Source organism: Eubacterium sp. MSJ-33, from assembly GCF_022174665.1.
GTDB lineage: Bacteria > Bacillota > Clostridia > Lachnospirales > Lachnospiraceae > Coprococcus_C.
This window is the reverse complement of sequence record NZ_CP076562.1, coordinates 2,559,483-2,580,668: the sequence shown is the minus strand read 5'-3', so window position 1 is coordinate 2,580,668 and position 21,186 is coordinate 2,559,483. Positions and strand designations below refer to the sequence as shown.

The window sequence follows — 21,186 nt, the reverse complement described above, 5'->3', positions numbered from 1 at the left end:
TGTTCAAACATGGCTTCTATCTTCATAGAACATTAAGAACTTCTAAACTCCAAACATATCGTATATATTCACGAATCAATATCGAAATATATGATTAACCGTATAATTTCTCGTTTCGCAATTGTCCTCTATCTTTATTATTTTCCTTGTTTCTTTCCTTCTTTGTCTGCTTTATTTACACCGAGCAGACCCTTGATGATGAATCCGACACCGACGCCGATCGTGCCGAGGATCAGTGCCAGCTCCAGACCGGTCATATAACGCATGGATACGTTCAGCGAAATGACAAGGCATACGAAAAATGCAATGCACAAACCGATCAGCGAAAGTCCGGTCAGCATGTTCGGCTTCACGATAAACGTGATAAATGCCACAACGATCAGCACAATCAGAATACCGCCGACATTCACGCGTCCCATCCGGAAAAATAGCGTGAAGCTGCTCACAACGACGTTCTGCAAGAAGATAATCACTCCGATAAATGTAAGTACGATTCCCAATAAAAACTGCAATAATTCTTTCATTCGTTCCTCCCTGTTTTCCTCTTAGAAAATAATTACATACTTGTTTTCGATTCTATCATACTTCAAACAAACTGTATACAGAAAAAACTGCTGCCAATGCTTGCATAACTTAACATTGACAACAGTTTCATTCTATCTTTACCAACAACTTTTATATCCTATCCATGCAGGCGCACCGCGGCCGCGATCCTTCCGGCAATCCACATGACCGACGCTGCGATCAGGAATATCAAAACAAAGCCATTCACCTTTTCTTTCCAGCGCATTGCCACGATGATTGTATCTCCGATTACGGCGATGGCAATCGGAATTACATAGAACAGATCGACTGCATTTCCTATCAGCACTTTGTACATCAAGACTGCGAACGCTGCAACAAGTGCAAGTGAAACAACCGCTTCTATCACATGAAAGAGTGTGGCCTTCTCAATTTCCGAATGATACATGACCGGAATTGCCATGGAGAATAATATCAGATAGATCAGTGACATCCATAACAATACACTGTCTTTCGCCTGTGCGTTTACGCATGCCGTCTTGATAATCAAAGCCGCAATCAGCATTCCGTAAGATGCAAACTGGATTCCCGGAATCGTATATTCCGTATGTACCATGCCAGACACAAGAATGACTCCTGCGGTTATGGAAAGCATCCGGTAATCAATGGAACGATACACGTTCATATCCATCGTAAATAATGATTGCAGGAACGCTGCATTCCCCACTGCCAATAAAACAAGAAATGCAGCGAGCGATAAGAACACAGCCAGATACACATAACTATCGAAGCCACTTCCGAACAGTTTCACATCTTTATCCCTTATGGAACGCACGATGCTCTGTACACGTTCCGCAAATAAAATAATGAAATATAACATAATCAGCCAGTTCATAACAACCGTGGACACTCCAACCCGTAAATCCATGACGATTCCTCCTTCTATAACTCCAGCGATGCAAGAATCTCTTTCAATGCATCTGCCGATTCCTTTAATTTCAGAGCCTCTTCGCCGCTTAACTTGATCGGAATATCTGTCTCCACGCCATCTGCACCGACAATCGCAGGCATACTCAGCACCACATCCTCGATGCCATACGCACCATGTATCATGTGCGAAACCGGCAGGATGGATTTCTCATCCCGCATGATCACCTCACAGATTCTCCTTACAGACATCGCGATTCCATAATACGTTGCATGCTTCCGGTTAATAATTTCATATGCACTGTTCTTGACTGCATCTGCAATCTCCCGCGTATTTTCCTTATGCTGATAATGTCCACGCATCTCGCACATCTCGCTTAATTCCACACCGGAGACATTTGCAGATGACCATGCAACGACTTCGCTGTCGCCATGTTCGCCCACGATAAACGCATGCACGCTCCGGCTGTCCACAGACAAATGTTCACCAAGCTTATATTTCAGTCTGGCACTGTCTAACACTGTGCCGGAACCAATCACCCTCTGCTCCGGAAGTCCGGACAATTTGATTGCCACCTGTGTCAGAATATCGACCGGATTCGCTACCACAAGCAGGATTCCATCGAACTTCCGCTTTGCAATCTCCGGGATAATAGACTTAAAAATTGCAACATTCTTGTTCACCAGATCCAGTCTTGTCTCCCCCGGTTTCTGTCCGGCCCCCGCGGAGATAATCACGATTCCCGCATCCGCTACATCGTCATAATCTCCTGCATAAATCCGCATCGGTGAAGCAAATGGGATTCCATGGCTGATATCCATTGCCTCTCCCTCCGCTTTGTTCCTGTCCGCATCAATCAATGCAATCTCTGTGAATAATCCACTCTGCATCAAAGCAAAGACGGATGCCGATCCCACAAATCCACAGCCGATCATAACCGCTTTTTTTGCATTTACTTTATTATTTCCCATAATTGGTTCCCCCTTGGTTTAATTTTTCAATAATAGTAATTATTACTATTTCAGTATAATAATAATTCTATAATTTGTCAATTTGTATTTATAAAAAAACACGCAAGCACTTTGTACCTGCGTATTTTTCTACTAATCATTTAACTTGTAGTTTTATTTGTTTTTGAAAAAAGAACACTCCTCCACGTTGCACTGTATACCATCTGGATTTCGAAGATTCAGATGAAATACATGGCCACTTTCCGGATGCCCCGCACCAAATGCCCGCGTTACATGCGCCACACCAATATCATTCATCCTCTTATCCAGTTCTATCGTGTGAAACCGCAGATCATCATTTTCACTGTACATCAGATATGTTTCCGGGAAATCTATATTCATATAAGCTAACTGCTCCATAAACAACTGGTACTGTTCTTTGGACACAACAAGTGAATTCTCTTTTCTAAGATACCAGTCTAAAATCGTGTCATCCCGCTTTCCCATATCGTATGCACCACAATTCAAGCAGATTCTGGCTGGTCGTTTATCATAGGTAAAATAATCCAGTTTCTCCCGATATTCCTGATTTGACGCAGCAATACAATACTGCGCAGTAAGCTGTGCTCCCGCCGAATCTCCCAACATGAAAAACCGATTCATATCCAGACCAAACACCCGCGCATGATCATCAATATATTTTACGAGATATGCCACATCCTCTATAGCAGACGGATATTTATTCTGCGGTGACAAACGATAATTAAAATTCACAACTACAAATCCGCTCTGTGCCAAATGACAGCAATAATGGCTATACAGTTCTTTATCTCCATAAAACCAGCCACCACCATGCACACTGACAATCACCGGATATGCTTTATCCGAGTCTCCCATATAGGATGCCGGCACACAAAGATCAAACAGACTGTTCGATACATAGCTGTCTGAATCAATGTCCGATGCATCCCCGGATGATGCATACAACAGCTCCCTTTGCTTATCCATCTTCCAGCTATCCAAAATCGCAGCAAACCGCTCTGCATCCAATTTCTTCTTATAATCAAAATTTTTGATCTGTACAACATTTTCCGGATATTCCAGATCTTTGTCGCGCAATCCGTCATTCACCATCCACGCATGGCGCATATTCACCCATGGCGGAAGTTCTTTGTTCTCCGCTCCTCGCTTCGTAATCTCTGCTACATTTATCATAACTGCTCTCCTTTCGGGACGTTTCTTTTGTCACAATACTGGGGGCAAAAGGAGCGTCTCTCTGTCTTATTTAAGTACAAGTTGTCTTCCCAGCATCTCTTCTAAATTATCGTATTCAATCAGATTATGTGCCTGTAACCGAACCTCCGCACGCGGTTTCCCGCAGGTTTTCAAGCAGAACAATTAAAATATTAGATAAGTAAATTGTTTGTCAGACATCCCTTATTTATTATATCCATGAACAAAAACATATAACCGATAACGGATAACTCATAAGCATTTACCTTGAACAATAACATTTCCATAAATAAATATACGCATGTATATTGTTTCGATGTTATCCTGCTTCGGAATCCTTCTTACAGATTGCGAAGCATCTTGTTCGCATACGCGGATATCATTTCTGCATCGTTTATTCCGCCATTTCATTCACTGTGTTTTCTTTTTGTTTCATATTTGCAGTCTACCGCAGAAATCCGGAGTTGTCATTGAACGGTTCGTTGAAAAATAGTTCCGCGTTACAGACAAGAACAGCGACAGTGTAATTGAAATGAAGTTTTTTCAAATTACTTGTTCTTTGATGCTCTATGGTTCCTTCTTATAATATGGCCTAACATTTCTGCGGCTTCGCATCTCCCCTCATATTTTTCATCTTATATTTTCCTATATAAATGGATTAATTCCGTTTCCACTCTGGTTACGCCAAACGCTTTCCCAATAGCATACCGGTAGAGCGCCAACTGTCCGGCATATTTACCTGCCAGTGTTGTCTCAAAATCGGCAAGCGGCTTTCCATTTCTGGAATCTGATTTATAATCATACACCTTGACCAATCCATCCTTGTTCACGACAACCAAATCTGCTTTTCCGTTTACCCAGATCTTATCCGCCACGGATTCCACCTTCGCAAGTTTAAGATACGGGGCAAAATCCTGTTTGAACTGTTCCTGCTCTGCCTCCGGCACATAGAAGGAAAATGCATATTCCGGATATACCGCTTCCGCAGATGAAAGTATCGGTGCAATCACGTCTTTCAAATATCCCTGATCTACCATAACACGCTTTAAGAAGCTGAAATATTCGTCTGGGTGATCGTTTGCACGCATGGCATCCTGATGTTCTAAAATTGCCTGATTGATTGCCTGGGCAACTGCTGTTTCCCGCTCCGGATCACTCATACCAATAATCCGGTTAAACCGCATAATAAGAAGCTCATAGACGCGGTGCATAACATCACCGAACACATCTCCCTTCGGCCGCTCCTCCCGGACATATTCTTCATCCTTACCAGAAGCATATCCGGTGCTTACCGGTGCTTCCAATCCACTCGGTGTAATGCTGGTCAATGTATTTTCCGCATATGGATTTCCGTCCTGCATGGCATCTTTGAGTGCAACCTGCACCTGCAGATCTGCACAATTTTTATTTGTGACAGAAGCCGGTCTGCGCTCTGCGTCTATCTTCACCGCCGCATCGCCTGCGCGTTCGCTAAGCCATGTCTGGATGTCCGGAAGCTTATCATATCCATACGCCGGATTGGAAAACCACACGTTGTTTCCAAGTGCCGGCATAATGATCAATGCCTGTGCAGCTCGCGTTGCCGCCACATACTGCAGACGGATTGCTTCCTCCGTCTCTTCTCTATATGCCTGATCCAACAGGTTCCTGTCGTGCACATACGCAGGTGACGTCACGGATTTCATATTTCCGTATGCTGAATATCTATACCTTGCCACCGGATAATATTTCCCGGCTGACCGGAACGCGCCATACCAACAGCCTTCCTGATTCGAACGATCTGCAATAATTACAATCTGTCCGGTCAGTCCTTTGGACTTATGTACGTTCATCAGGCGTACCGCATTCTCCTGATTTTCAAGCGGAACCTCCCGTTCCACCTTCTTCGCAAGATATTCCCGCATACGATCTGCCAATATCCGCATATCTCCATCATTTTTTTGTATGCACGCTTCCACCATCTGATGTAACCGCGTCTGATAACGCTTCACATCTTCCAGCGTCTGCTCTTTCTCCTTCGGCATATAGAGTTCCGGATGCGATAACAGGTATTGCGCAACCGCCGCACTTCCCATATTCTTATCCGCAAATGTATTTTTCAATTCCCGCAGCTTCCCGGCTGCTTTTTTGATGCTTTCCGGATCTGTATTTGTCACATCCAGTCCCTGCACGACCTGTATTGCTGCAAGCTCTCTTTTTCCCGACCAGGAAGCCATATATTCCATCAATATAACAAAATTCTGCAATACCTCTTCCCCGGCAACCTTCTGTTTTCCCTGGAATGCAGTTGGGATTCCCGCCTGTTTCAGTACTGAATCATACACATCCATCTTCGTTGTGTTCCGAAACAGTACCATGATATCGGAATATCGGATTCTCCGTAACTCCGGCTCCGCAAATGTACCGTCCGGATTTCTATGACACTGTTCGACAAAGCAATATGGCTTTCCGACCAACTCTTCGATCAGCCCTCTAACCGCCTCCGCATCGCTTTCCTGTTCGCTGTTTTCTCCGTCGCCCGACTGCTTCGGAACATACCGATACACGCCATGCAGCGCCTGCGTATCTGTGACACTCCAATCCGTCTCCATCTCATCATAATCTGCCCCCATCAACACCCGGTAACTGTTATTTACCCAGTTGACGATCGCTGCATTTGAGCGGAAATTATGATGCAGCACAACCGACTGTGCAAGAGTATCCGCTTTCTCCGCCAGAATATGATCCACCTTATCATAGACCGCTTTCTCAGCACCGGTAAACCGATAGATGGACTGCTTCGGATCACCGACGACTAACAGCTTATCCTCCTGCAAGTCATAGTCTTCCAGCTTCGTTCCGGGCTTTTCCGATAACTGCAGCACAATTCCTGCCTGAAGCCCGGTCGTATCCTGAAATTCATCCACATAAATCTTCGAGTACCGCATCCGCAATTCATCCAGGACATCCGGATGCTGCTTCAACAGTCTGTCTGTCCGGTACAAAATATCGTTGTTGGATAATTCCCTTGTATTTGCATCTATTTCCTTCTGGTATGCCTTCTGCATTTCACATACATAAGAGACAACCGGTGCAACCCTTTTATATGCATCCATCGCAGCATTATAGCGCTTCCCGAAATTCCATTTCATTTCATCTGCATCCAACACAAATGTATCTATCACCGCACGCAGACTTCCGATTGGATTTGATACCCCTCCTGTTTTTCCGAAGAAATTATAGTCATCTGCAATCAGCTCCACAATTGTACACAGCGCATCTGCCACGCTACACGCATCGTCCGCGTTATACACGGTCTTACCTTTAATTTTGTCTATTGCATCCAGAATGCTCTGAGGTTTCGCATTGACTTTCTTCAACTTTCCATTCTTATTCATTGGCTGGTTACTCTTAAACTCCAGTTCATAGTTCAGGAACTTTTGTTTCCAGGTATCCACATAAACCTGTGCTTCTTTCGCAAGCTCTGGTGCCGGATCACTCAGACAATACCGGACATCTTCCCGCACATCCGCCAGATCAAAGAACATATTTTTGAACACTTCCCTCCTGTGTTCTGTCTGTCCACCCTTTTTGGCTATATGTTTCCAGTCGTCCTTTTCCCCTATCGCATCGATTTCATCCATATGGTTCTTATACCATGTATTGAAGAACTTTTCCTTGCGCTTCTCATTTTTATCTTCTTCCAGCAGTTCTGCATCCAGTGTGATTCCGGCTTCAAAGGTATGTTCACGCAGAATCTTGAGCAAGAACGAATGGATCGTGGATATCTGCATCAGATCCATGGAAGCAAGTGCGTTCTTCACATATCCGATCTGCGTTTCAGACAAGGTTTCCTTCTTCTCCAGCTTTTTCCGTAACGCATCCGTGATTTTGTCACGCAGCTCTGCCGCTGCCGCGTTGGTATAGGTGATGATCACAAACTCTTCGGCAGGCACGCCGCTCACGATCTGATTGCAGATACGCTGACTGAGGGTGGTTGTCTTTCCTCCACCGGCCCCGGCTTTGACGCTATAGTTCTTACTTCCATCTTCGGGCTTTAGCAATCCAAGTGCATCGCGCAGTTCTTTTTCCTTTTCATTAAGCATTTGTAATCTCACCTGCCTTTCTATGTGCGCACAGATCTGCATATCCACAATATGCACAGCCGCTGTATTCTTCCTTCGCCCAACATGGTTCACCTTTATTGTTTGTTTTTATTATGGTATCCGCCAGTTCATACAGTCCCGAATCCTTCTTGCCATACTGCTTACTATATTCTCCAACGATTTTCCGCATATCCATACAGTCCGGATACATCTTTTTATCCTCGATTGCAGTCAGAATCACCTTTAACCGCGTAACATTGATTCCCTGCATGTCATGCTCCGCAATCGACAATTTGCGGTTTTCTTTCTGGTCCAGAGGAAATACATACTCGAATTCATCGAAACATACCTCCCATTCCACGTCCATGTAATCAGGATTTTTCGCCGCTTCTCTTTCTCTTACGATTCCAAGCACATACTCACGCAGGGGAACCGGAGCTTTGTCTTCTTCCTCGTATTTTCCGGAATCCATCAATGCATTCTTGTAGATCAGATACTGCACCAGTGTCCCCCGTTCAAGCTGTGTTTTCTTATGATTCAGCTTACCGGTCTTATAATCCGCAATTCTAAGGTGCAGCTCTTCATTATCCCAGTCCACTCTGTAATCAATCCGGTCAATGAAGCCTTTCTTTATCACAAAATCATGCTTCCTGCCCGCCTGATCAGAATATAAATCAACCGAAAATTTTGCATCTGAAAACTTCTGTTCTGCCACAAGCGTACGCCAGCCTTCCTTCTGGTACTCCTCATGCAGTTCCTGCAGATACTCCGCTGTCGCATCCACGAGCAGGTCAGTCTCCTTATCTGCCAGTTCCTGGTACGGAGCCGGGCACATCTTCAGGATTTCAATCTTAATCTTATCCGCGATTTCACGCACATCATTCTTTATCGCTTCCGCATCTTTCTCACAGGACACCGTAGAATCACAGGTTAGGAACTGATTCATATAGTCCTTTACAATCTCATGAAAAAATGTACCTCTGGTTGTCGCATCCAGCCACACAGATGAATCGATCTCGTTGTATTCCCGCTCCGGAATATGCAGATTTCTGTCATAAGCATATTTCTTCGGACAAGAGAGCAGTTCCTCCAGTGCACTGCTGCTTGTCTCCTCAGACAGCCTGCAATCTGCCTTGTTCCATTTATCTGTGACCGGATACTTCTCCCCGGCTGTCGGATTGCCATACACAAATTCCGGAAGTTCCTTCACGGAGTCTCCCTGCAAGATACGCAGGCATTCCGTATAGAATTCGGAAGGTGTATTCTCATAGAATCCGTTTACATCAAAATCCGAATATCCAAATACAATCTGCTCCCCATCAAAAGTCGCAATGGTACGGTGCAGATTTGTTTTCTTCCGCTCTCCCTCTTGAGCAATCGTCGGATGATATCCACCCATCAAATATGCATCCATCTCCGCATCCCGAAGAACCGGAGATTCTGTCTGATTGCCCTGCATGTCCTTTAATGCGAGTCCCGTCACATATACATACGGACGATCCAGCAATTCCCAGTCTCCCATACGGCAGACAGAAATTGCGTCCGCAGCTTCCTTCTCTGACACGGTAAGCCCGTCGATAAATTCCTTGATATACGCAAATACTTCTCTGTACGGAATTTTGCGCTGTTCTAACTTCATAGCTACATGCAACTCCGCAAGTGCCGGTACCGAATCCTTATACTTCGTTGTTTTTCTAGCATACATTTTCACGAATTCCATCAGCCGTCCATAGATCTCGGCTGGATCAACCAACGCATCCGGTCCATATTCGTTTTGATTCTTATCCGCGAAAATATCCAGCATCGTCGTGTGCATATCCCAGATATTTATTTCCTTCTTTTCTGCTGATGCTGTGTTGTCCTTTGCATCGGCATCCGCTTCTGTTTCTACCTGCTCCATTGCTGCCTGTTCTGCTGCTGCTTGTTCTGCTGCCTTTGCCTCATCAAGTGCACGTTCCTGCTTTACAAACTCCCGATTTCTCTCATAGCCACCACCCAGAACAAATTGGTTTTCCCATCTTCTGCCTGCATTCTGGATTCTCCAAAAATAGTTTTCACAACATCCCGGGCCGGACAGAATCTGTTCCAATTTCTTCTCCGAAAACTCATCCTCTGCCCACGCAAGAATATTTCTGACGAAGCTCACATACATATCTTCCTGCATCGGATAATGAGAAAGCAGCCGCATCGAAAGTCCATTCCCGGCAAACGCAGAGACGATTGCAGGCACCTGTGCCGGAGAACTGTACAGCACTGTCACCGCGCCAAGCGGATGCTTCTTCTCAAGAATATCATATGCCACATAATTCATCTCATTAAATGTTCCATACCCTTTATAAAATTCTGCTTTTCCCTTCAGATGCTCCAGATTCCCGACAACAGACAGCGGATCAAATACACGCACCTCCGCATCCGCATCTGTCTGTATCACCGAAAGCAGCTTCTTATCAAGTTCCGTATAGGTTTCTACCTCCTCTGCGAGATAATTGATCTGTGCCGCAAGCGCTTCTGCCACGCACGCCCCGGCGTCCTCCGCTTCCAGTGCCTGTAGCACGAAACGCTTCATGGCAATACTGTCAAGCAGCTTCTCCGTCGCTAACTTCGTCTCATACAGATCTTTCAAGCGTAAGACGTCCTGCAGGCGTGCATTCTGTTTTCCTTCATCCTTCCAGCCATTTGCCCGGATCAGTTGAATCATCCTCGCCAGCTCTCTGGTTGTTTTGAGATTCAGAATCTTCTCATTTACCAGATACCGCATAGAAGACGCATTCTCACGGAATACGCTCCGAATCAATGCGGAAACCGCTGTATCATCGATCAACTCATATTCGCTTCTATAGCCAACCCTCGACTGAAAATATAAAAATAGTGTTTTGGCAAGTTCATCTAATGTCAGACATGTTACATTCTGGACGAGCTTCCCTGTTTTCTTCTCGAACTTCCGAAGAAGCGCCTGTCCTTTTGCCATATCAGACACGACAAGGATTCTTCGATTCTGTATATTCTCTCCCAAATACATTTCCAATGTCATTTTATCTATTCCCCTGTTCTTCTTTCCTTTTTCTTTCATATGGAGACAAATTAAAAATTAAGTTCTCCCTCTCTTGTTCCGAAAGGTCTGCTTTTCCTAATCGAAGTGCAAGTGCCTCCGGATCCGGCTGTCCAAGTGTCATACGGTAATTCGCAAGCACATCCTTGATTCTCTGATACTGTATCTCATCCTGGCTAAACGGATACATCGGTACAATACGCTCGATCTTATACGGCGTTTTCTCCAGATAGGATTCCGGCAGACACCAATATGGCATCAACTCGGATGAATCATTGCAGGATTTCTTTGCAGAAATAAATTTATCTTCCCATAAAAAGTCCTCTTCCTGCGCCACATTTTGACGAATTGCATGACACAGATATCGGTTAATTCTTCCCTCCCGCTGTTCAAAATCAATCGGGTTTGATGGTAAGTTCCAATGCATAATCTTTCGGCAATACAAATGAAAATCCAAGCCTTCCTGCCCAACCGACGTCGTAGTCAGAACAAACGGCCAAAACGGCGAATTAAATGCTGTTTGTATATTCTTTGCACGGACAACGCTCTTATTATCGGAGCTTTTTATATCAAAATATCCAACGGCAAAATGCATTCGCATTTTATTTGATTTCTTATTTGAATCGTCATTGGATTGTCCCATATATGCTTCCGCCGGTACATAATCCAGTGTTGTGGTCTGTAGAAACGATTCCCCGATTGCTTTCAAGAATCCTTCCCGGTCTGATACCCCCAGCGCAAACCGATACTCATCCAACACCGACTGCAAATTTCCGTCTACACAATACTGAAACACCTTTGCATGATTCGGTTTTTCATCCGGATACACCGCTTCCATAATCTGCTTTATTTCCGGTTTGTTAAACAGCGAAACAAAACTATTTTTGCAACATTGTTCCACACTATCCTGTATCTTTCGTATTTCTTGTTTCGGTTCCATTTCAAGCACTTCACGATACAGGCATACTGCCGGAGAAGCAATTGCAATATTTACAAGTATATCCAGTATATCTGCTTTTTTACCTGCATCTATATCAGACTCCCCAGTCTTTTTTTCAACCCAATATATGCGATCCATTTCTGTCAAAAACGACAAAATGTCCTTGGCTCCACTCGAAATCTGATTAAATTTCTCGATGCCAAATCCGCAAATATCTTTTTTTATTTTCTTACGGACATCTTCTTTTAACTCCTGTATTGTATTTCTAAATGCTTCTTTCTGTTTTCTTTTTCCATATACATCCGCAAGCCACACAGACGGATACGCAATCAGTTCTTTTGCGTCTTTATCCCCTAAATACTCGTTTCTGGATGCATGATATCCTCCTTCATTCGTACCGGATTCTCCTTCATTCGTACCGGATTTTCTTGCCCTACGTTCTGCCTCATAAGAAGTCAATGTGGAGATTGCTCTTGGAACAGTCTGCCACTTCGAAAAAATAAGTGTCTTGGTATATCCGGCACAGGCTTGAAACACAGTATTGTCACAACTGTAATATGGATTCGATGCAGGAATCCACAGAAGACGCTCCGGATGAAAATTCTCATTCCCGCTATCTGAATCGTTCCCAAACACCTCACGAAACAAAGTTGTAAGTCTTGCATTATTCGCAGGAAGCTTTTTGTAATTCTCAATTATATCACTTTCCAGCAGCACATGCGGCATCTCTTCTGCGACTGTTTCTCTTATTTCCGCATGATTTTCCATCACACTATCAAAAACATTCTTAAAAGCATAATCATTCGTATTTACCATAAACGACAATAAAAATGGAGTTGATTTCACATAATCCATCCGAAAATGATAGTTGCTGATTTTATTTTTCTTCGCAGACTCTTCAAATTCCGTTTTGTGTATATCTACAAATCGTTTCAATTCGATATACGAATGCACATCATACGAAAGCACATCTATTTTATCTTTTTCAACTTTCATCATCACATCCTTCATATTTTTCACTTTGGATGTATCTATCATCTGTTCACTTCGTCGCTCGGTTCTGCACATGCAGGAATACAGCATCTCTTCTACAGCCTTTTTGTCTGTCAGCAGTTGCTGCTTATTATCGGGATTCGGTGCCTTTTCAAATTCACGCATTTTATCTACATAGGAATTCCATGCAGATTCAAATTTTTCATATTCCTTCCGGTTATCATGATCCGGCATAAGAGATTGCATCATGTGTAGGAATTTATCATTTGATTTATTTTTTTCCTGTTCTCCTGCCCGCAAATTATACGGCGTCGCAGATAATAACAGCATCTTTGTATTTTTTCCAAATTCCTGAAATATCTTTGCGCTCTCACTTTGATTTTCTCCTGTTTCCAGTAACTCCTCATACCGCTGGAACTCATCCATAACAATCAGATCCGCATTTAACATACTCTGTGTAAATCCAGCAAACATCTTTCGGACACGGGATACAACATCTTTCCACATATCCAGCCATGTTTTCCCATCCGTCATCTTTTGATTCATATTTTTTTCATGATTCCACCAATCGTTTCGCAAACTGTCTATGTTTGCATTTGAATCCGGCATCTTGTCAAGTAAGCAATCTATGGCACTTTGCAAACCCAAATATTCCTTTTCCTTTTCCTTTTCTTCCTTTTCCTTTTCCATGTATTCATTAATATAATTACGCAGTTTCTCAATATAGTCTGATTCCTGTTTTGAATCTTTCGCCAACTCTTCTAATCTACTTTTCTGTGTACAAAAATACCCTGTTTTATCATCTTTTTTCCAGTTTTTTTCACATTTTCGCCCTTTCATCAGCCATGCATAATCTGTCTCAATTTTCTCAATTTTCGATTTGCAATCCGGACTTTCATTCGCATTAGCTTCATATGTTTTATATGTAGCAAGAAGCAATGCAGCCAAAGCACGTTCCTCAGCACTCCCGACTCCACACAGTTTGAAGGATGTGTTCGTCGTCATGGGAATCAGTAATAACTTGCCGTTCTGCTGGTTTTGTAGTTCCTGTATTTTCAAATGAAGCATGGAAAGCCGGCATTCATTTACATTTTTTGGTGCGCACATCCCTAGTTTCTTACAGTTCTGATCTGCCAATACCTCATTGGAACACACGTAAAGGACAGTAAATTTATTTTTTTTAGATTTTTCCTGCATCTTTTCAATGACAGTCTTCGCAATAATTGTCTTTCCGAGACCGACCTCGTCAGCAAGCAGAAACCTGTTTTTCTTATTCAACTGTTCCACGATATAATCCGCGGTTGCCTCTTGAAATTTTTTTGCTTGTTGTCCGTTTCCTAGCTCCATCTATCATTCCTCTTTTTTTGATGTATCTTCTATTGCCTTTTCTATCAATTGAAACAACGGAGTTAATTCGTTCATCCGCTCCGTAAATTTCGTACCATATTTATCTCTTTTTTTCATCCATGCATCCAAATGCATTTTTAGATTTTCCGGATCCATTGCCGCATGTTTCAACAGTTGCTCATACCATGTGTATTTTTCCCATACTGATCCATCCCCTGTACCATGTCCATCGCCCTCTGCATATCCGTCTCCATCCGAGTCTATCTTCAGATTAACGTTAAAGATATCACGAATCATCCATGCATCCAGATATTTTGCATCTCCAAAAATCATATCTATGCATGCCTGTTCCGCATCTTTTCTCCACGTTTTCTGTCCATCCGGTAATTGCCCGTCTGCGACTGTAAGCTGTATCAATCTCTCTTCACTCAGACTGCCGTCTTTCTCTTTTTTCGTCACTACAAAACCCGTACCAAGTTCCTGTGGCTGCAGTCCCTTCATACATGCGATATAGATATATTTTTCGTATTTTTCGTCTTTTTCGTATTTTTTTTCTTTAAATTCAAATTTTGCTTCTGCTTTTTTTCTTTCTACAGCCCCAAACGGATATATATAGATATCCTTAAACAAATCCGCATTCTCTGCCTCAGCCTCTACGGTTATGTCATATAAACCATCCGAAAACGAAAGCTTCGCATCCTGAATCGCATATATCACTTTTCGGAAATCGTCAGCAGATTCCGTCCGTTCTTCATTCTCATGAATTTGGGATTTATCCTCAACTTTTTCAAAGAAAGGCGAACACTCTTTTCCGCCCTGCGCAGGCAGCGCCAGCAGGTTCTTTCGGATATTCTCATATTTCTGATTTTTATATTTCAGTTCCAATAACACTTCTTCATTATGTTCAAATGCATTTTGTGTTGCATTGAGCGAACCGATATATAATTTCTGCTTCTCATCTTTTTCTGTATAATATATTTTTGCATGTATTTTTCTGTCACAATCATCCTTTGTAACCCAGATTTCACCTTTTTCATCCTGACACCATATTTCGTATATTCCCTGCGTCAAGGACTCTTTCCGCGTGATCAGGCATCTTCTTTGCGGTTTTGTACCATTTTCAAAGATGAACTTTTTTATTACACCTTCTGCGAGAAATGGGGAAACTACAATCAAATTCTCACAATATGAAAATAACTTTTCCGGTTTCTCTGTTTTTTTTCCTCCATGAAACCAATGAAATACAGGTCCGGTAAATATGCCCGGATCTACCTGAAACTTTATCTTTTTTAAGTTTTCCATTAAATTTTTCACCAGTTGACTATCGGTATCGTCGGGCTGTTTTTTCTGTCTCGCCAGTTGACTATCGGTATCGTCGGACTGTTTTTTCTGTCTCGCCAGTTGACTATCGTTATCGTCAGACTGTTTTATCTGTCTCGCCACCCAGTCCAGCATCATCCACAAAGAACGATTTTCCACATTTTTATTGTCTGTTATCTGCCCGTTATTGTCTGTTATCTGCCCGGTAATCTCTACCGATACATCCATGTCCTGGTCAAATGTAAGATTTCGACTGGAAACCACAAGTTTCATTATCTGTTTGTCAGTTTCTTTCTTTTTATATTGAAGAATCCATACCTTCGGATGGAAATTATACCCTTCGTTTTTCATGGATACTTCATGCACACAGTTATTGATTATCATCTGATACAGCGCTTTTGTCTTATCCGTTGTAGTCACCGGCAGCTTGCAACCGCCTTTATTACAAAAAACATGCACCTTTTTGCTCAGTTCGCGCACAATCCGCACACCAACCAACGGGTTATAGATTTCTTTCTGACCGCCGTCTGCCTCACGCTGTCCCAAAGATAGCAGCACACCCAGCAGTGCATCAAGATCGAGGGAATAAGTCAGACATACCGCCTGCTCCAATTCATACTCATCTCCAGCCTGCAAAAGGCCGCAATATTCTACCTGCGCTGTCTCCGGATTCAATATTCGTTTTTGTTGCATTTCCTTTTCTTCCATCTTTTACTTTATATAATATCCTTTAATATCTTCTGTGCCACACCATGTCTGAAATCCAATGTTGTTTTTTTCTCTTCGAATGGAATTCCTTTTTTTCCAAGCTCTGCCCTGTCCTGTTTACAGTATTTTTCACGATCTATAATAAGGTTGGTCAACTCATTCGATATTTTTATATCTTCCGGATTTTCCACTCTCTGCCCGCTTATTTCCTCTATATTCTCTATGAAATTTTTCAAAAAGGAGCATAGCGCTTCCCTATAAGCGCCAGCTTCTACATAATCATCCATAATTAGATCTATATCCGAGGATTTGATTTTATTTTTATTATATTTTTCTAGCCAGTCATGAAAAATCTTTTTCAATTTTTCCTGATTAATCTCTTTTTGCGTTGTAGTCCCATTTTTTTCAAGAAAAATCAAATTATAGACAGCATATATCCCTTCCATAAGCAAAGACAGTTTCCCGGCATCTGTGACACGTGTTTTTATAATAGCTAAATCATATTGTTTGTTTTTTCTATTTATAGTGTCTGAGTTCGGAAATTGGTCTTCCTGCAATGACAGATTATTAACCAGACAATATTGAAGGAGCGAATTTTGTATTCCTTCTGCCTGAAGCATTTTAGCTTTCAAAGCTTCTTTCTCCTCCTGTGTTAGCTCCAACGGATTATTTTCCTTGGAATCAAAGAAATTCTTTAAAGTTGTCTTGATTTCAAAGTCAAAAACATCTTCCCCTCTGGCAACTCGACTGCAAGCATCTCCAATGTTTCCAACATTCCTTTTTAGAATCCCAAACTTTCGCAAAGAACTCCAATACACATTCATCGGTGTCCGTTTTCCGCCAATAATACCGCGAATTTTGTCTGTGGTTTCTTCCTGTTTTTTTCTATATTCAGCTAATATGCCTGTAGTTTTATCCTGCATCTCCCGGATATGCTTTACCACCTGTTGTCTGTTTTCCGATAACGCAGACCGAAAAATCATCGGAATCAAAATATAATATTTCGCGAGCGTTAAATTGGTGGAGATCCCAGGATACAAGCAATCGGATATCCGCCTTTTTATTGTCAAAAAACCTAACTCATCCATAACAGATGGTTCGCCGAGATTTTTCAACAACATAGTTACATTTTTTCGTTGTTCTTCTTCGTAATCCACCCATCCAATCTGCATGTTAAATATCCTCCGTCCTCTTTATTGCTACACAGCTAACCGGTTGATGAGCTTACAAAAAACTACACCGCATGCTGCGAATATCCCGGGAACTCCTGCTTAGTTCTGATTCTACCATATTTCGACAAAAATGTGCAAAAAATGTTTTCGTTAAAAACCAATCGGTATCTTTTTGCTTTCCTTTGCACGGTACTCCGGAATGTCGGATTCCTCAATTGTTGAGACAGCCTCTAATGTAAGTGAATCCGAATCTGCACCCATAATCCGTTCTGCCAGATTCATTTCCGCCTCCTCCAGCATCTTACGGACGAATCGTCCATTTCCGTAGTCGCTGCTCTTTCTCGCAGCATCGTAAATGCCTTCCAGTCTATTCATCGCAGCTTCCGTAATCGTCAGCTGTTTTTTCGCAAGCATAAGCTTCGTAATCGCGCAAAGTTCTTCCGTTGTGTAATCCTCGAATTCGATTTGAAATGCAATCCGCGACTGCATACCCGGATTACGGTCCAGAAACTGTTTCATCGGTTCCGGATAACCTGCGAAGATCACAATTACATCATCCCTATGGTTTTCCATCTCCTGCACGATCGTATTGATTGCCTCATCACCAAAACCATTCTCATAACTATCACAAAGCGAATATGCTTCATCAATAAAAAGCACGCCACCCTGTGCATCCCTGAACTTCTTCTTCACAAGTGGTGCTGTGTGTCCAACGTGCTGTCCGACCAGATCTGCCCGTCCGACTTCGACGAACTTCCCGGTCGACAGGATTGCTTCGTCCTTCATAATCTCCGCGAAGAGCCGCGCCACCGTCGTCTTTGCAGTTCCCGGATTCCCGGTAAATACCATATGCATGGAAGCGTTTTCCTTCTGAATTCCCTTTTCCATACAGAGTTTCTTCAGTTTATGGCTCGCGATTGCTTTGTTCAGGACTTCCTTCACACCAGAAAGCCCAATCATATCCGCAAGTTCCTGCTTCGCACTGCCCACGGGCCGGTCTTCTCCAACATCTTCCTTTAATGCGGAAATATCTATTTTCTTTATAAGGAAGAGCTCACTCTTTTTGATTGCACTTGCATTCTTTCTCTCCGCAAGCAGCCGCACCGATTGCTGCTGCACCGCACGGTCGAGCAGATTACGCACATATCGTCCATTTCCGAAATTTTCAAGCCTGTGAACTTTGTCGAAGATATAACGTGCTTCCTCGACAGCATCCTCTTCGACACAAAATCCCCGTTCTTTTGCCATGAGCCGGAAAATATCTGTCAACTCATCTGCGTTGTAATCCGGGAAATCAACCCAATGTGGAATCCGGCTTTTCAGCCCTTCATTGATCTCCATAAATCTCTGCATCCGCTCATTGTATCCGGCAAGAATCACAATCACATCGTTCCTGTGATTTTCCATTTCCTGAATCAACACTGTCACAGCTCCATCACTCTTCATAGAATATGCCTCATCGATAAAGAGTACGCCACCTTTTGCCGCGGAAAATGCATCCCGGATGGCCGCCACGTACATCAAGCCATCTAAATCCATACCACCACGCTCCACAAATGCGCCACTTGACAGAATTCCTTTCTCCTTTGCAATACCCGCAAAAAGCTTCGCTACAGTCGTCTTCGCACTTCCCGGATTTCCACCAAATATCATATGCATCGTACCGGTATTATATTTCTTTCCAACACGCTTCCTGCGCTCCTTCTCGATGATATTTTCCGCAATGATATCGTCAATCTTATGCTTAACGGTATCCAGCCCAATCATCTTCTGAAGCTTTTCATAGGAGGATTCTGTGTTCTCATCCCGGTCCAGCAAAAATCGCTTTGTGATATCGCAGTCATATGCCCGAAGTACATTCTTATTCAGACACCACGCTTCAAACTGCTCATATGCCATAAGCACATCCGTCTGCGTAAATGTTTCTCCCGGAAACTGCTTCATAAATTCAGTTGCCTGATTTGCATATTCTGCATAATCAGACTCCTTGATCAACGCTTTCATATATGCAACCGCCTGTCTGCGATCACCGGTTCCCTCCCGTAGAGTAACCGGAATCACATATTTCTTCAGATTTGGAAGAACACTGTATGCAAACCCCGGATCATCCATATTGTAAGTAAATACAAACAAGCACTCGTTCCGGTATCTTTTTACCAGACCTTCAATATATTTTGCTGCCATACCATATTCCGTTGAACTATGTCCAAACCGTACAGAAAGATCAATCACGATAACACCACCATAATTATTCTCTATCGTGTCTTCCAAATGATTATCTTTTTTGAAGATTTGCGGGTGAATCTCCCTCACAATCTCCATTCGCCGACTACGGATACGGTTAGCTTTCCGCAGATGCTGCATCAAGGTCTCTGTCATATCCGAAGCTGCTTCCATACTTCTGCCGGAAATAACATAGTGCACCATATTCCCGGAATATTCCGATGTATTATCATGCGCATCAATCGTGTTCAGCTCTTTCAGAAAGCCGGCATCGTAAATAGTATTGCTTTTCTTTTTATCTTCCGAGATAATCTTCTCAGAGAATTCATAACCGACAAAACGCTCATTATTATGGTCTCCATTGATATAATAAATCCACAAATTTGTATTATCCACATGATTCAAGAAACGATTGTTATATTCTCTCCTTCTTGCTTCGTTCAGACAATCCAGGTATTCCTGCATCGTAAGTTCCACAGACTCTTCCTTCATCTTCTCCACTCCAAAGACCCGACCAAGAATATCTGCATAATGTTCACATGCTTCCTGATATGTATAGCGCTTCTCATCAAACGCAAAGATTGCCAAAAGACGACTCTTCTCTTCCCTGTACACAAGAAATGCATGACCATTCTCCAAGTGACTGTACATATATGTATTCACCGCCGCAATCGTACTTGAATAATCATAATCCTTCAAACGAATCTTTGTGTTTTTCTGAATACTCTCTGAATTCGCATTCAACATACAATTAAAATATCGCATAATATCCTCTCCTTTTACAATTCACATCGCTTGTTTATTTGTTTATTATATGTTTAACATATGTTTAGCGTTTTGTAAACAGTTACTGATGACAAAAACATAAAAATATTAAAAAAAGAGCAGTCATTTCTGACTACTCTTTATATGGTTCCTCAAATATTGATTTTTCCCTTTTTCCATCTTTCCTTGGAATAGCAAATTCCTTCCGCACCGACCGTTCCTGCTTATCTACCAATATCGCCGATATCGAATTGTTCACGGTTACGGATTTCATTACATCTGAGAAAAGCTGAAATACCTTGTCCGAAGTAAACACAATGATGTATTTATAATCGTTTGCAGCCTCCGGTTCATATGCATCCCGCAGAAGCATCAGAGAATATACTTTAAGGATTCTCCATAGATCTTCCGTTGTCCGCACATGATACCCGTCAGCATCATTCACATGGAATTTGTGGTACTTTGGTTCGTATCCTTGAACGTGAACTGTCAGCATATGATAAGACTGATATCGGTCAAAGTTATTCATTTCCAACCTACTTCGCGGAATATCCTCTTCACTGCCCGCAGAATATGTTATAAATGGTAATTTTCTCCGACGCAGATCGTTCACAAGAATCTCATATAAGTCTGAGACTCTCAATCGGCCATGTTGATCTGTGTAACGATTTTCTTCCAAGGCATCCAGGTCTTCTTCCACATAGCCGTCCGCCAGCAAAGCCTCCGGCATTGCGACTCCGGCATCCGGCACCGCTGCCTCTACGATTTTCTTCAACATCTCCACTGACAACGGTTTTTTATAATCGCCATTCATAATTCTGGTAAACGTTGCCGGACTGATTTCACAAGCTGATGCAAACTGCCGCATACTCCGCTCAGATCCTTTCGCACGATTGATCATAGCTTTTAGCCCGTCCCAGTCCGGCGCATATTTCAGCCTGTACATTTTTT

At 42.7% G+C, this 21,186-nt stretch carries 11 protein-coding genes; all 11 read right to left on the bottom strand.

Features of this window, described 5'->3' with window-relative positions:
* Window positions 1-137 precede the first annotated feature (137 nt).
* Window positions 138-524 (bottom strand): hypothetical protein, encoded by a 387-nt coding sequence (locus KP625_RS12080; protein WP_238298073.1) that lies wholly within the window; start codon window positions 522-524, stop codon window positions 138-140.
* Window positions 525-682: 158 nt separating this feature from the next.
* A complete protein-coding gene (locus KP625_RS12075) occupies window positions 683-1,450 on the bottom strand; it encodes a hypothetical protein (RefSeq protein WP_238298071.1) in 768 nt (255 codons plus the stop codon).
* Window positions 1,451-1,464: 14 nt separating this feature from the next.
* Window positions 1,465-2,421: an L-lactate dehydrogenase gene (locus KP625_RS12070; protein ID WP_238298069.1), complete on the bottom strand. Its 957-nt coding sequence runs from the start codon at window positions 2,419-2,421 to the stop codon at window positions 1,465-1,467.
* 153 nt (window positions 2,422-2,574) lie between these two features.
* Window positions 2,575-3,615, bottom strand: a complete 1,041-nt coding sequence (locus KP625_RS12065) for an alpha/beta hydrolase (RefSeq protein WP_238298067.1) — start codon at window positions 3,613-3,615, stop codon at window positions 2,575-2,577.
* Between the two features lie 653 nt (window positions 3,616-4,268).
* Window positions 4,269-7,718 (bottom strand): UvrD-helicase domain-containing protein, encoded by a 3,450-nt coding sequence (locus tag KP625_RS12060; protein WP_238298066.1) that lies wholly within the window; start codon window positions 7,716-7,718, stop codon window positions 4,269-4,271.
* Window positions 7,711-10,788: a PD-(D/E)XK nuclease family protein gene (locus KP625_RS12055; RefSeq protein ID WP_238298065.1), complete on the bottom strand. Its 3,078-nt coding sequence runs from the start codon at window positions 10,786-10,788 to the stop codon at window positions 7,711-7,713. Before KP625_RS12055 ends, KP625_RS12060 begins: the two co-directional genes overlap by 8 nt.
* A complete protein-coding gene (locus KP625_RS12050) occupies window positions 10,751-14,047 on the bottom strand; it encodes a DEAD/DEAH box helicase (protein ID WP_238298064.1) in 3,297 nt (1,098 codons plus the stop codon). The genes KP625_RS12055 and KP625_RS12050 overlap by 38 nt, the downstream gene beginning before the upstream one ends.
* Window positions 14,048-14,050: 3 nt before the next feature.
* The gene (locus KP625_RS12045) at window positions 14,051-16,075 is read right to left on the bottom strand and encodes a phospholipase D family protein (protein ID WP_238298063.1); all 2,025 of its coding nucleotides are present in this window, start codon (window positions 16,073-16,075) and stop codon (window positions 14,051-14,053) included.
* A gap of 8 nt (window positions 16,076-16,083) precedes the next feature.
* On the bottom strand, window positions 16,084-17,232 hold the full coding sequence (locus KP625_RS12040; protein WP_238298062.1) for a DUF6361 family protein: 1,149 nt from the start codon (window positions 17,230-17,232) through the stop codon (window positions 16,084-16,086).
* A 165-nt stretch (window positions 17,233-17,397) separates the two neighbouring features.
* On the bottom strand, window positions 17,398-20,235 hold the full coding sequence (locus KP625_RS12035) for an AAA family ATPase (RefSeq protein ID WP_238298061.1): 2,838 nt from the start codon (window positions 20,233-20,235) through the stop codon (window positions 17,398-17,400).
* A gap of 133 nt (window positions 20,236-20,368) precedes the next feature.
* The gene (locus tag KP625_RS12030; RefSeq protein ID WP_238298060.1) at window positions 20,369-21,181 is read right to left on the bottom strand and encodes a hypothetical protein; all 813 of its coding nucleotides are present in this window, start codon (window positions 21,179-21,181) and stop codon (window positions 20,369-20,371) included.
* Window positions 21,182-21,186 lie beyond the last annotated feature (5 nt).

What these genes read in the sequence shown, in the direction of transcription:
- KP625_RS12080 (WP_238298073.1), bottom strand. Translation starts at nt 524, where the DNA reads ATGAAAGAATTATTGCAGTTTTTATTGGGAATCGTACTTACATTTATC.
- KP625_RS12075 (WP_238298071.1), bottom strand. Translation starts at nt 1,450, where the DNA reads ATGGATTTACGGGTTGGAGTGTCCACGGTTGTTATGAACTGGCTGATT.
- KP625_RS12070 (WP_238298069.1), bottom strand. Translation starts at nt 2,421, where the DNA reads ATGGGAAATAATAAAGTAAATGCAAAAAAAGCGGTTATGATCGGCTGT.
- KP625_RS12065 (WP_238298067.1), bottom strand. Translation starts at nt 3,615, where the DNA reads ATGATAAATGTAGCAGAGATTACGAAGCGAGGAGCGGAGAACAAAGAA.
- KP625_RS12060 (WP_238298066.1), bottom strand. Translation starts at nt 7,718, where the DNA reads ATGCTTAATGAAAAGGAAAAAGAACTGCGCGATGCACTTGGATTGCTA.
- KP625_RS12055 (WP_238298065.1), bottom strand. Translation starts at nt 10,788, where the DNA reads ATGAAAGAAAAAGGAAAGAAGAACAGGGGAATAGATAAAATGACATTG.
- KP625_RS12050 (WP_238298064.1), bottom strand. Translation starts at nt 14,047, where the DNA reads ATGGAGCTAGGAAACGGACAACAAGCAAAAAAATTTCAAGAGGCAACC.
- KP625_RS12045 (WP_238298063.1), bottom strand. Translation starts at nt 16,075, where the DNA reads ATGGAAGAAAAGGAAATGCAACAAAAACGAATATTGAATCCGGAGACA.
- KP625_RS12035 (WP_238298061.1), bottom strand. Translation starts at nt 20,235, where the DNA reads ATGCGATATTTTAATTGTATGTTGAATGCGAATTCAGAGAGTATTCAG.
- KP625_RS12030 (WP_238298060.1), bottom strand. Translation starts at nt 21,181, where the DNA reads ATGTACAGGCTGAAATATGCGCCGGACTGGGACGGGCTAAAAGCTATG.